10 protein-coding genes are annotated in these 12,539 nt (G+C 51.8%); 6 read left to right on the forward strand and 4 right to left on the reverse strand.

Going from position 1 to position 12,539, the window contains the following annotated elements:
• Positions 1–65: 65 nt before the first annotated feature.
• The gene (locus tag QET93_RS07485) at positions 66–2,147 is read right to left on the reverse strand and encodes an alpha-L-fucosidase (RefSeq protein ID WP_280132834.1); all 2,082 of its coding nucleotides are present in this window, start codon (positions 2,145–2,147) and stop codon (positions 66–68) included.
• A 1-nt stretch (position 2,148) separates the two neighbouring features.
• Between QET93_RS07485 and QET93_RS07490 the strand changes: the two genes are divergently transcribed.
• From QET93_RS07490 to QET93_RS07505, 4 genes are all read left to right on the forward strand, one after another.
• A complete protein-coding gene (locus QET93_RS07490) occupies positions 2,149–2,283 on the forward strand; it encodes a hypothetical protein (RefSeq protein ID WP_280132833.1) in 135 nt (44 codons plus the stop codon).
• Positions 2,284–2,735: 452 nt separating this feature from the next.
• Entirely contained in the window at positions 2,736–3,293 is a 558-nt protein-coding gene (locus tag QET93_RS07495; RefSeq protein ID WP_280132832.1) for a tetratricopeptide repeat protein, read from the forward strand.
• Positions 3,294–3,464: 171 nt separating this feature from the next.
• Positions 3,465–4,391, forward strand: a complete 927-nt coding sequence (locus QET93_RS07500; RefSeq protein ID WP_280132831.1) for an acyltransferase — start codon at positions 3,465–3,467, stop codon at positions 4,389–4,391.
• A gap of 54 nt (positions 4,392–4,445) precedes the next feature.
• Positions 4,446–5,228: a hypothetical protein gene (locus tag QET93_RS07505; RefSeq protein WP_280132830.1), complete on the forward strand. Its 783-nt coding sequence runs from the start codon at positions 4,446–4,448 to the stop codon at positions 5,226–5,228.
• Between the two features lie 22 nt (positions 5,229–5,250).
• On the opposite strand, the gene def is transcribed toward QET93_RS07505, so the two are convergent.
• The 3 genes from def to QET93_RS07520 all read right to left on the reverse strand — a co-directional run bounded on the left by def (position 5,251) and on the right by QET93_RS07520 (position 9,547).
• Positions 5,251–5,757: a peptide deformylase gene (def, locus tag QET93_RS07510; protein WP_280126588.1), complete on the reverse strand. Its 507-nt coding sequence runs from the start codon at positions 5,755–5,757 to the stop codon at positions 5,251–5,253.
• 96 nt (positions 5,758–5,853) lie between these two features.
• A complete protein-coding gene (locus QET93_RS07515) occupies positions 5,854–6,819 on the reverse strand; it encodes a hypothetical protein (protein WP_280132829.1) in 966 nt (321 codons plus the stop codon).
• Between the two features lie 37 nt (positions 6,820–6,856).
• A complete protein-coding gene (locus QET93_RS07520; RefSeq protein WP_280132828.1) occupies positions 6,857–9,547 on the reverse strand; it encodes a discoidin domain-containing protein in 2,691 nt (896 codons plus the stop codon).
• Between the two features lie 200 nt (positions 9,548–9,747).
• Here QET93_RS07520 and QET93_RS07525 point away from each other — a divergent pair, with 200 nt between their 5' ends.
• Both QET93_RS07525 and trpS read left to right on the forward strand, forming a co-directional pair.
• The gene (locus QET93_RS07525; protein WP_280132827.1) at positions 9,748–10,980 is read left to right on the forward strand and encodes an MFS transporter; all 1,233 of its coding nucleotides are present in this window, start codon (positions 9,748–9,750) and stop codon (positions 10,978–10,980) included.
• Between the two features lie 244 nt (positions 10,981–11,224).
• Positions 11,225–12,190 carry a tryptophan--tRNA ligase gene (gene trpS, locus QET93_RS07530; RefSeq protein WP_280126592.1) on the forward strand — a complete coding sequence of 322 codons (966 nt, stop codon included), beginning with the start codon at positions 11,225–11,227 and terminating at the stop codon, positions 12,188–12,190.
• The last annotated feature ends 349 nt before the right edge of the window (positions 12,191–12,539 follow it).

Below are 12,539 nucleotides of genomic sequence, written 5' to 3' on the forward strand. Positions count from 1 at the left end.
CGGCTTCTGAATGTGTCCTATGACAGGGGGCAGCAGGACACATTCAGAAGGAGGAGGGGAGGCATTTATTTGGCGAACAGGGATATTTCCGCAGCGGAAATGTGGTTTTTGTCCAGTGCCCGTGTTCCGGTGAAACGGAAGTAGCGGACTTTAGTCTTCAAATTGGAGATAGGAACGATTTGTTCGATGGGATTGGCCCTGAGGTTGGAGAATTCGCCTTCTGCAACTTTTTTCCAGTGTTTGTTGTCCGGGCTGACTTCGAAGATGTACCGATCGGTCATGCCATGGGTACAGTTGTCCTGACGGGGGAGGTAGGAGAAGGCTGAAATGGCATGGGCTTTACCCATATCGACGGTGATGCTTTGGGGTGGATTCTTTTCACCGGTGTTTTCATGAGTGTGCCAGAAGGTGGAAGGTTTGTCGTCGATAGCCATTTCCGGAGAGGTTCCGGCCGTGGCGGAGATGACTTTCCAGTCTTTTTTTGAGATGCCGAAGCGGGTGGTGGCGTCCGGTCCGCTGTTACCTTCGGTGTCGAAGACTCGTGCCGAAACGATGCCGCCATTGGGCAGGCTGATAGGCTCTTTGAATATTGGGGATTGCGAGGTGGGTTGGGAACCATCTGTCGTGAATCTGATGATTCCTGTTGTTTTGGCGTCGATGGTGACGGTGTCTCCCTGACGGGTGATGGAGGGTTGAGGCAAGGAAACGGGGCGGAGCAGAAGGGAAAATTCCGAGATGCAGGGAACGGCTGGACTGGACGTGATGGTGAGGCGCAGTTTATCTGTCGTCACCGGGGCGGCCGTAGGAAGCATGACTTGGTTGCCTATGGTTTTGCCGTCGATGATTTGTTTCCATGTACCGTTTTCCCATGCATCGACGCGGAAGGATTCCACCCTCTGACCGAGACGGATTTGTTCACGGAGGCGGACGATGTCGAAGGTGGCTTTGCGGGGAAGGGTGATTTCGACGGACGGTGTATTGTTGCCATCATCGGTTGTCCAATAGGTTTCTATGTCGTTGTCGAAGAGGCTGGCGGGGGAAAATCGTTTGTCGTTTCCACGTGTGTTGGTGGCTTTTCCCTTGGCTCCCAGAGCGAAGTCTTTGGAGTAGAGTTTGTCCCTCAGTTTTTTGAAGCCAAGAAGAGCTTGGGCATCGGACGGGTAGATGAGACCCTGTTTGTCCGGAGGGACATTGAGGATGAGATTGGCTCCCCGTCCGACACTGTTGATCCAGACGTCGAGCAGGTGTTCGGGCGTTTTGACGGAATTGTTGTAACGTTCATGCCAGAACCAGCCGCTCCGGATGGAGGTATCACCTTCGGCGGGTACCCAGCGATTGCCGTGCGGAACGCCATGGGCCGCATTTCCCGGTTTGTCCGTGTCTTCAGTAGCCCAGTGCGGATAGCCGACATGTCCTCGTTCGGAACCGCCCCATCGGGCGTCTCCGACATGGCCGGCGCCCCAGATGATGCAGTTGGGCTGGAGACCGCGGATCATGTTGACGATAGCCGGGAAGTTATAATAATCCTGAGGAATTTTACGCGTGGTTTTTGCACCTCCGTACCAGCCGTCGCCGCCATTGGCCCCGTCGAACCAGATTTCAAAGATATTGCCGTATTTGCCGCTGAGGAGTTCACGGATTTGTCCGTAGTAATCTTTCAGATAGCCTTCTTTCCCGTATTCCTTGTGATTGCGATCCCATGGGGATATGTAGGTACCGAATTTCAGACCGTTAGCTTTACAGGCGTCGGCTAGTTCTTTGACGAGATCCCCCTTGCCGTTTTTCCAGGTAGCCTTGGTGATGTTGTGTTTCGTAGTAGCCGTTGGCCAGAGGCAGAAACCGTCGTGATGTTTGGCGGTAAGAATAATGCCTTTCATGCCGGCCTGTTTGAAAAGCTTGACGATTTGATCGGCGTTAAAGTCAACAGGGTTGAACAATTTGGGATTTTCATTTCCATATCCCCATTCATTACCGGTATAGGTATTGAGGCCCAAGTGGATGAATCCGTAGTATTCCATCCTCTGCCAGTCTACCTGCTGAGGCGTAGGGACAGCTCCGTAAGGTTGGGGCGGCTCTGCCGCATCAAGACCGGACAGGAACAGGGATATTGTTGCACAAATCAGTGATAAACGGGGAAGGGAAGTCATTATGAGTACTCTAGCGGTACATGCCGGGAAGGCAAGACGATTCCTGCATTCTTTTTGTAAGAATGACATGAAAGAATCCCTGGGCAATCCGGCATTCGCCGGACATCCCCTAGTTACGGATGAGCGTATCTGCTAATCCTTTGCCTCGGCAAGGGCGGCTGCCAGCATGCACCAAAGATGAAGACCTACTCCCAATGGCCGAAGGAAGTCAACCGAATAACAGAGAAGAATGATACTGCACCATGCTATCCCCCGGAGAACATATCCTCTGTAAGCCTGTCCGGCTCCGGGAAGAATCAAACTAAATAATGCGGCGAGAACTGGGTTGTAAGATTTTCTTGCAACCCAGCATCTAGGGTAAGGGTCTTCTGGCTGGTTCGTCATGGGTGAAGTAACAATATTGTCGATTAAGACGAAAGATCAACTAAAATCGTTCATATTTCCATGTATTTATGCCATAAGAAACTTTCTTGCAGTGAAATAACTTGGCATACTGTTGCAAATGCGACGAAGCCTCACTTTCAGTTGCACTACCTGTACTGTGTGTTGTATACTGTTGCCATTGGGAAACTATTACCCCATGTCACCATGATGAAAAATTACGGGAAAACAATGCTGGCTTTGGGAATTGTCTTTGTAGCGGTGTCATCGGTTTGGGCCGATTTCCCTGTTTATGCCGGTTCTTCCTATACGGTCGGGTCGAAAATGTGGAGTGGATTTTCGCAGGTTGAAGAAGCAGCGAACCAGAGTGATCCTCTTGCTTGTTTTGTGTATGCCTGGGCATTGGAGGAAGGAAGAGGTGTGCGTAAGAATGAAGCGCTTGCCCGGGAGTGGTATGCCAAAGCGGCCGACGGCCTCAAGAAACTGGCATCCCAGGGCAATTCCGATGCCATGGCTGCCTTGGCAGATCTTTATGAGGCAGGCAACGGTGTTCCGAAGAATAAAGTGGAGGCTGCCAAATGGTATGCCAAAGCCGCGGCAGCCGGACATGCCTATGCCCTCTATGCATTGGCGGAATGCTACAAAGATGGCAATGGCGTGCCGCAATCCACGGATAAGGCCCGGGAGTTGTATTCCCAGGCAGCGGAAAAAGGGTATTCTCCGGCACGGTCTGCTCTCCTGGACCTGGATGAGGAAGAGAAGTAAACCTGATTTTCCCTTATATCTTATAGCTCCTTCTATTCTGATTTATAGAATATTACGGAAGAGTGCGTCGACCTATAGCGGCATGGCCTGGCGCATCTGTGCGGTTTCTTTCCTGGGATGGATCAGGGATGAACTTGGCAGATCGGGGATGGGTGTGGTACGTTGCCCTGCATGAACGACATACGGACTGAACGCCTGGAATGGGTGGATACGGCGCGCATTCCTGCGATGTTGTTTGTGATTATCCAGCATATTCCGCTGGTGTGCCCATGGAATGATTCTCCACTGACGTCGTCTTTGGCGTTCTTCATGCTTCTGGCGGGGTATTTTGCCGGGCCGAGACTGGCAGCGTCTCCGCAGGTATGGAGTGGCTATGCCGGGAGGCGGGTCGTGAAGTTGATGGGACCGTATCTGGCATGGAATGCTATTTATTTGGCTGGTATGCTGGTAACTGGCGAGGAGCCCTTGCCGGCAACACTGACGGAATGGGCACACGTATTTGGACTCGGGCATGAGCCTTTACTGCTTCCCTTGTGGTTTATCCGCGATTTGGCGGTGTTCATGATCGTCGGTTCTTTCCTGGTTCGGGGGCCATGTTGGGTACTGGTAGCCGCGGCGTTGGCTGGATTGTGTTTCCTTCCTGTCGGTGCGGGCGGCGAGTTTTGGCCGAAGCCTCACATGTTCGGTAATTTTTGTCTTGGAATGCTGGCAGCAGGTGTCCCCGGTCTTTCGGGGCACTGGAAGGCATTGCCCATTGGGTTTCACTTTGGGATCGTTGCGTTTTACTTCTGCCTGGCCGGGTATAGTGCCTATGCGGGTGGTGTCGTGTATGGGCCTTTGACTGTTCCCGGGATTCTGGCCTTATTGAGCATGGGGATTTTGTTGGACCGGCTGCCTTGCCGGAGGATGTTGCAGACATGTTCCCGGGGAACGTTTTTTATTTTCTGCTTCCATACGTTTGTGATTGTGGCATTGAAGTTTGTTCTTCCTGTAGGAAGCTTCTGGTGGCTGGCTGCGGTCCCTGTGATCTATGGCGCGAGTCTGGTTGTATATTTGCTGATCCGCAGGTGGAGCATATTCCGTTTTTTGACGTGCTGACGTGAGGATAGGCTTCCTTTGCATGCGGTGGGTGTGGTAGGAAATATTTCATCTATGCCAGAATCTTCTTCGTCCCGCCATCTGCGTTCTTCTTCTCCGGTTTCAGCTGGTGCCGGATGGCGCTGGGTATGGCCGATACTTGTTGTGACCGTATTTGGCATGGGGGTAGTGACCGGCAGGTTAAGCAGGAACGATGTGACTGGAACAGAGGGGGCCGGGGAGACTTTTTCGGAAGCATTGGAACAGGAACGGCTGACGAGATTCAGTGCGGAAGATCGTGCCGAACGGGCTGAAAAAACTCTGTTAAAACTCGAACAGATGGAACGCGAACGTCTGGCTACGGAGAATTTAGCTCTGGCCGGACAACGGGATAAGGCTGCCGCAGGAGGGGCGGATGTTCCGGACGACCGAAAGATGGGGGATGATCATGAGATGTTGGATCCCACGGTTGTGGGGCGTCCCCTGGGAGATGTGATGGATGCCGTTGGCGAGGCCCCTCTCGAAAGTCCTCTGGGATCGGGAGATGCTCGGGAATGGCGTTCGAAATACAGGTATGCCGCCCTGAAATACAATCGCCTGGTGAGTAATTACGACAGACTCCAGAAGAAGTATATTGAGCTAACCGGAGCGGACGGAGGCAGGAACGGGATTGTGACGGGGAGCATGTTTTACAAAGTCCTCCGCCGTTCAACGCGGGAGGAACTCGACCGGGTGCGCAAGGAACTGAACGGGGGTGTTTCCACAAGGAGGGTACGCGATGTCCAATCCCATCTGGACGCTTTGAATGAACGGGAAGCTTGGCTGAAGAGGAAGGCTCGTGAAATGGGGATTGAATGAGAGATTCTTTTTTCTTCGTTCTTTAAGGCTGCTCTTTGATGCGGTCGGTGAAGAGAATGCCGTCGAGATGGTCGCATTCATGCTGGAGGCAGCGGGCCAGCAGACCATTGCAGTCCAGGGTGATTACGTGACCGTTCATGAGTGTCATCCGTACTTTGGCGTGACTGGGGCGGCTGACGGGTTCATAGACTTCCGTGATACTGAGGCATCCTTCGGTGAAAAGAGATTGAGGCCCGTAGGGCTCAATGGATGGATTGATGAAGTCGAGCGGCATGATGTCCTTCAACGTTTTAGGTTCACCGTTAACCTCGATGAAAGTGGTGCTTTCTTCTTCGGCGGGGATGTCGATGGTGACGAGCCGGACGGGATGACCGACTTGCGGAGCCGCCAAGCCGATGCCTCCCTGGGCGAGTGTAGCCTTCATATTGGCTAACAATGCCAGGACTGATTCATCAATACGTTTGATGGGGGCACTGATTTCGCGAAGGACGGGATGGCCAATTTGAAGGATTTCCAGGATTTTGGGCATGACTGCGATACTACCCGCTGTCCTCCGGGAGGGCAATGCATGGGTTTGTCAGAATTGTTGAGAGAGATTTGAGACTAAAAGGCTGAAGGCAGAGGCTTATTTGTCCCGTTTGCGGTGTTTTTTCTTGGAGACGGAATCTTTATCGGTGGTTTTGGGCGCCGGATCACCACACCATTGAGTAAGGAGGCTGGGAGTGATTTTACCGTACATGGAATTCGGATCGATCTGCTGCATGGCGAGGAGGTGCTTTCGCAGGACATTTTTAGCAGCGCCGTCACGTCGAAGCTGGCCGATAAGGATGCAGTAAGTTTCCTGGCGTTGGAGAGGGGAATAGGCTGTGTCGTTGACGATTTTCAGGACAGGAGACTCCAATTCTGTGGATTTGGCATCCTTGTGCTCTTCCTGAAATTTGCGGGGGTCGTAGTTCAGGCGCCTGACGTAGCCGCTTTCATCCTTGGGATCAAGTGTCCGAATTTGTTCGGCGGCATTGTGGGGAGGATCGATGCCGAGCGTGCTGGCTTGACCGATTAATTTGGCTTTTTCGAGTCCGGATGCCTGTTCGGCCTTGTTCATCAATTCGAGTTGCTGGGCAAGGAGGGCCTTGTTTTTTTGGATAAGCTGGCAGGCTTTGCTTCCGGAGAGTCCGTCGCCCAGGTCATCATTCCCGCTGAGGATGGCATAAGTCCTTCCGGTTTTATCCAGCATGACGACGGTAGGATTGGAGCGGTAGCGATGGGGCGGAGGTAGAGGGAAGCCTGACTGGATTTCCTCTTGTTCGGCCTTTTGTTCGTCCGTGGGACGCTGGTAGATAGGCAGGGCGACGAGGACGGAGTTGCCGGCAGCGCGTTCGAGTTCGTTTTTTTGCCAGAAAGACTCCAGCATTTTGACGCTTCGACGGTTCCAGTCAGGACCGTAGAGGTAGATCAGAACTCCTTCGTCTCCGGCTTTTTCCAGAGCCTCATGGTAGGTTTTGGCACGTTCTGCCGCCCAGGCCGACATGCAAGAGAAGGCAAGGAGAATCAGGACGGCCCGGGAAATGAAATGTATGCCCGTTGTTTTCATGGTGATGGGAACAGTTTGGATGAAAGGGATGAGGGGGTCAGGCAGCTTTTTGTCCGTAGACGAGAATAGCTCGCAACGAGAAAAAGTCTTTTTTGCCTCCGCGGACAACGCGAATGTGGCGTGCTATTGTGTTTTTACCTTTGAGATCAACGCGGATAACGGATTCTTTGACGGGGGAAGGCAGGGTTGCGGCCGGAGTCCATGAGTTGCCGTCCATTGAGGTTTCAACCTTCCAATCGTGGAGGCGGTCGTGGTTGTTTCCGGTCGTGGCGATGACAATACCGGAGAGTGTCCCGGGTTTGGACATGATGACTTCGGCCCATTCTTCTTCGTTTTTGTTGTCAGTATGGAAATTGCCTCCGCTTGTTTCGATGATGCCACCGTGTTGGAGCGGGTCTCCGTACTGTTGGGAGACGGAACTGAAGCGGACCAATCCGCCGGAAGAGAGCAGTTCTCCTGAAAAGGGCTGGAATTCCGGAAGGGAACCGGTAATACGGTCCTTATACTGTTTGCTGATACTCTGGAACGTGTCGATGTCGCGGCTGTTTTCCGCACCGATGAGGGCAGCGGCCTGCAATTTGTCCTTATCGGCTTTGTCCATGGTTGTATTGCCGACGGAGGACATGGCTAGCTCGGCAACTTTGTTACGGGTGTCGTCGTTAAGGGATTTTTCGTATTCCTGAGCCCAGGCGAGCGTTTGTGCTGCGTAGGCGGGTTTATTGAGGAGATGTTCGAAAAGGGTTTTGAAGTAGGCGACGACTGCAGGATCGGACGCCGAGAGGCTATCAGCCTGTTGCTTGAGGAATTCGTCCAGAGGCCATTTGTCGGATTCCGGCTGCTTGAGATTCTTCATGTAGGATTCGAAGGCAGTGATTTTGTCCTTTTCATCTTTGAGAAGGGCAAGCAGGCGCGGATAGACGTATTTCGTCAGAGTGACGGCACAGACTTCCGGGTGTTTGCCGGCAATGCCGAGGCAGATGCCTTCATTGAGTTTTTTCCATTTATCGACGTCGTCGGGGAAGGCTTTTTTGAGGAAGTTGGCATAGGATGTCCACGCGGCGTAGTTGAGCGGCTGGATGTCGGTGGCGAGTTCGAAAAAGTAGGGAGCCTTGGCGGCATTGTCGGTTTCGGCCATCATTTCTCCAAGGGCGGCGATCTGCATGGACAGGTTGGCGCGGTAGCCTTCCTGGAAAAAATCCTGGGTCAATTCCAGGAAGGACCATTGGGTTTCTCCCCACACGGTCCAGTGGCAGCTGTGCTTCCAGTCGATGGAGAAACAACGTTGCCATTTGTTATTCACGCGGATGGCAAATGCGCAATGGCCGGGTTCTCCCATCGTAAGGGCGGCGATGCCGTTGGCGCAGGCTGAAGACGTCCCGAAAGTCGCATTGCCGCCGCAGACGGAACCGATATCGCGTGTTTGCTTGCTGTAGTTTTCGGGGTAGATGGATTCGAACGGTTTGTAATAGTCCTGACCGTGGATACTGTCGCCGAAGATGTTTTCCAGACGGTAGGGAACCTGGCATGCGGCCATGGGATAGGACCCCTCCTGAAGAGTGCAGTTTTCCCGGAGCCACCTAAGAGTGGTGGCGGAACCGAAGCCGCTGTTTTGAGGACGGGTACCGCAGACGATGCGCATATCCCAATCCTGCAATTGGTCAAACGTAGCATTGAGCTCTCCTTCTTGCCAGCTGGAGGAAAAGTAGTCGTAACGGACTTTGGCCATGCTGTACGGATCGCTGCCTTCCTTGTCGTAGCATTCCGCCCTTCCGAATTCCGCAGCGATCGCCGTCGCTATTTTTCGCTTCATCGGGTTGGTGGGAATTTGCGGGTCGTGCGCAACGAGATTGACGAGGAAGTCGAGCCCTTGCGCCGTTTTCTGATTGGCTCCGGCATACACGAAACTTTCGATCCAGTTCAGATTGTTCATGAACTGGGAAACGATGGAGCCGTGTTTCGGATCCGATGCCAGTTTTTTGAAGAGCTGGGAGTCTGCATTTTTCAGGAAGATCCATTGGGCTATATCCAGCCTTGCCTGCGGTGAGTTGAGGAGCAGCAGGACATTGAGATCCTGATTCTTGGGATTCTTTACCTTGAAGAGGAGTCTGTCGGGGAGTTTTTTCAGGACATCCTTGGGGGTGGCCCAGTCTCGGCCGGTAAAGGATTTCCCGGTGAAAGGCGCGTTGGCTTTAAGGGAAACTTTGTCGATATACGAGAGGAGTTGAGCAATTTGTTCCGGAGTACGAGTCAGGGAGTGGATGGGGAATTTTTCGTATTTGGCAGCGAAGGGGAATTTCTTTTGCATCATGGCTTCGTGTTCCTTGCGGGCACGTTCCTCTTCCTGTTTGGCCTTTTCTTTTGCCTCTTCCTCTTCGCGTTCCCGGCGTTCTTCTTCCAATGCTTTTTTACGGGCGGCTTCTTCTTCTTCGCGTTCCTTGCGCTCGCGGTCGAGTTCTTCCTGTTTTTCGCGCTCCTTGCGTTCCTTATCCTCTTTGGCTTTGCGGGCCTTTTCCAGAAGTTCCCGTTCGATACGTGCTTTTTCTTCAGCCTTTTTCTGGGCGAGGGCCTGTTCTTTCTTGAGCTTCTCCTGATGAGCTATTTTATCTTTTTGCTGTTTACTCTGATAGATGTTGTAACCGACGATAGCAACTCCGGCGATCAGGATCAACAGAAGCCATATCAAGGCTGCACCCCGGCGGACGGCATGGGAAAAAGAACGTTGGTTCATGGGGAAAGGAAACGATAATTCTCGTGAATACTCACCCATCAGATCCTGTTCTGTCAATGTTATTCCTCGCCCTGAAGTCTTGATGAATATTCCGGTTTTATAAAGAGGGAAAACGCTGCCTGTTTCTGCATTTCTCCAGAAATATGCAAACTGACGTCATCCCGGTTTGAATCTTGTCCTGCGTGGAGTATGGACTTCGCATGTTTCGGACTAAAGATCTGCTCGTGGTCACCTCTCTCCCGGAGGAGAAAGTCCCCTTGTGGACGCGCGACTATATTCTGGCTTGTTGTTCCAACTTGATGATGGGTCTTGCCTTCTTTGAACTGGTTCCCGTCCTTCCCTTGTATTTGACGGGTACTCTGCGTGTCTCTTCCGGTTGGCTGGGATGGATCATGTCGATTTATGTGGTTGCGGCCATTATATCCCGCCCCTGGTTTGCCCAGAAGGTCGATACGGGGGACCGTAAAAGAATTTATATCGTTGTATATGTTCTTCTGGCCCTCTCCTTTTCCGGTTATGCTGTGGCGACGACGGCTTTGTTCGTGTTGTTGACACGTTTTGTCCAAGGGGTGATATGGGGAGGGATGACGACATCGGGGCCGACTTTGGCCGTCGATATCATTCCGCCTTCACGACGTGGGGAGGGATTGGGATTCTTCGGCATGACGATGACGCTGGGCATGTGTCTGGGACCTGTGATCGGTCTTGAGTTCTACCAGAAAAACGGGTTTGAATTTATTACGTGGACATCGTTGGTTTTGTGTTTGTGCGGCGCCGGGATTGCCTCTCTGATCCGTGCTCCGAGAGCTCCCCGTCAGGAAGCCGTCCGGGAAACGCCCGGAAGTGTTCTGGATCGGCTTGTGCTGCGTGTTGGTATTCCTTTGGCTGTCAATGTGATGATGGCTTCCTTCTCCTATGGAGTCGTAGCGGTGTATTCGGCCTTGTACGGCAAGATGTACGGCTTCCGTTATGCCGGCTTGTTTTATGCCTTGATGGGGGCAGGCATGTTGATTTCACGATTTATTGTCGGGCGGCAGATTGATCGTGGTCGAGTGGCGGAGTTGTCTGTCATTTCCCTATCTATTCTGACGTTTAGCTTTGCATCGCTTGCTTTGTTCCCTCTGGAGGGGATTTATTATGCATCGGCCATACTGATCGGCTTTGGATTCGGTATCTTTATCCCCACGTTTCAAACAATGAAGCTGAACATGGCGGACCGCGGGCATCGGGGCGCGGTGAATTCTACGTTCTTTACGGCTTTTGATATCGGAGTTGGGGCTGGAATGTTTTTCGGGGGGAAGATTTTTGCATGGTTGAGCTTGAACTGGGCATTTGGCGTGGGTGCCATGCTTAACCTCTTGGCAATTGTCTATTTTTATCGGATTTCCCTGGATCACTACCGACGGAACAAACTTGGCGTGGATTCGGAATGACCGAACTCTCCGGGAAAATAAGAACCCCGCCGAAATAAAGCCGGCGGGGCTCTTATTTACTACCTATGAAATACAGAGCGCCGAATAAAGGGGGAAACATGGCTCTCTCCTTCCAGACTCCCCTAGGTTCTCTGTTACTGCATTTGACATCGATTTTTTGGAAAATGTTCAAAAAAAAAGAATGGTTTTTTTTACTGGAGCAAATTCTTGACTACGGGGCGCGAGCCAGCATGATAGCCACGTTATGCGCATTTTGACCGGATTGCAACCTAGCGGAATTGTTCACATTGGCAATTATTTCGGAGCCATGGAACCGGCCGTACGCCTGCAGGAGCAGGGGGAGGCATTTTATTTCATTGCCGATTACCACGCAATGACGACTGTCCATGAACCGGAAAAACTCCGTGAGTTCGTCCGTGGTCTGGCGATGGATTTCCTGTCTGTCGGTCTGAACCCGGAACGTTGCGTCTTTTTTCGCCAGTCGAGTATTCCGGAAGTGAATGAACTGTCGTGGATTCTCGGTAGCGTTTGTCCGATGGGGCTTCTTGAACGTTGCCACTCGTACAAGGATAAGCTTGCCAAGGGTTTTTCCCCCAGCTATGGGCTTTTTGCTTATCCCGTGTTGATGGCAGCGGATATTCTTCTGTACGATTCAGACCAGGTGCCCGTCGGAAAGGATCAGAAGCAGCATGTAGAAGTGACTCGCGATTTGGCCGGCAAATTCAATGAACAGTTTGGCGAGGGATTGCTGAAGTTGCCTGATCCGATTATTGCTGAAAGCACGGCTGTCGTTCCTGGCCTGGATGGTCAGAAGATGAGCAAGAGTTACGGTAATACCCTTCCCATTTTCGGAGATGAGAAACCGTTGCGCAAGCTGGTGATGCGGATTCCGACGGATTCTACCCCTCTGGAGGATCCCAAGCCGGTGGATGGATCGGTTATTCTTCAACTGTACAAGCTGTTTGCCTCCGCAGATGACTATTCCTCCATGGTGGATGATTTCAAGAAAGGCGGTTGTGGGTATGGGGACTTCAAGAAGCGCTTGTTTGACGCTTACTGGGAGTATTTCCGCCGTGCTCGTGAACGGCGTGCCGAGTTGGAAAACAATCCGGATTATGTGGATGAAGTTCTTGCCCAAGGGGCGGAACGGGCGCGTGTGGAAGCGGCCAAGGTGATGGATCGTGTTCGGAAGGCCGTGGGGTTAAGATAAAAGCGGGAGCGATTTGCTCTTGATTTGTTTCAAGCGCCGCAGGGATCACTGATCTTCTGCGGCGCAATTTTTTTGAGGTATGGCGGAGTCTGCCTACCGGAAGAGTTGTTCCGACCGGTTGTCTGGAACTGGTGAGGGGATAGTATTTTTTGAAGCGGATGGATAATTTTATGTAAATATATATTTTTTCAACAACAGGTGAAGTTGTTTTTGAATTGCAGATTTTTATAATGAAATGAATATTTCCATGTGTTCGATTTGGAAATTCAATTTGATAGATTCGGAATATATGGATTTTTGATATTGGAGAAATATGCTTGTATTTTATCCATTTAAATCGATATTTTTA

Origin of the sequence: Akkermansia sp. N21116, assembly GCF_029854705.2 — a bacterium.
GTDB lineage: Bacteria > Verrucomicrobiota > Verrucomicrobiia > Verrucomicrobiales > Akkermansiaceae > Akkermansia.

Bases quoted from the DNA above. Each gene is read 5' to 3' on its own strand.
- QET93_RS07485 (WP_280132834.1), bottom strand. From the start codon at position 2,147: ATGACTTCCCTTCCCCGTTTATCACTGATTTGTGCAACAATATCCCTG.
- QET93_RS07490 (WP_280132833.1), top strand. From the start codon at position 2,149: ATGAGTACTCTAGCGGTACATGCCGGGAAGGCAAGACGATTCCTGCAT.
- QET93_RS07495 (WP_280132832.1), top strand. From the start codon at position 2,736: ATGATGAAAAATTACGGGAAAACAATGCTGGCTTTGGGAATTGTCTTT.
- QET93_RS07500 (WP_280132831.1), top strand. From the start codon at position 3,465: ATGAACGACATACGGACTGAACGCCTGGAATGGGTGGATACGGCGCGC.
- QET93_RS07505 (WP_280132830.1), top strand. From the start codon at position 4,446: ATGCCAGAATCTTCTTCGTCCCGCCATCTGCGTTCTTCTTCTCCGGTT.
- def (WP_280126588.1), bottom strand. From the start codon at position 5,757: ATGCCCAAAATCCTGGAAATCCTTCAAATTGGCCATCCCGTCCTTCGC.
- QET93_RS07515 (WP_280132829.1), bottom strand. From the start codon at position 6,819: ATGAAAACAACGGGCATACATTTCATTTCCCGGGCCGTCCTGATTCTC.
- QET93_RS07520 (WP_280132828.1), bottom strand. From the start codon at position 9,547: ATGAACCAACGTTCTTTTTCCCATGCCGTCCGCCGGGGTGCAGCCTTG.
- QET93_RS07525 (WP_280132827.1), top strand. From the start codon at position 9,748: ATGTTTCGGACTAAAGATCTGCTCGTGGTCACCTCTCTCCCGGAGGAG.
- trpS (WP_280126592.1), top strand. From the start codon at position 11,225: ATGCGCATTTTGACCGGATTGCAACCTAGCGGAATTGTTCACATTGGC.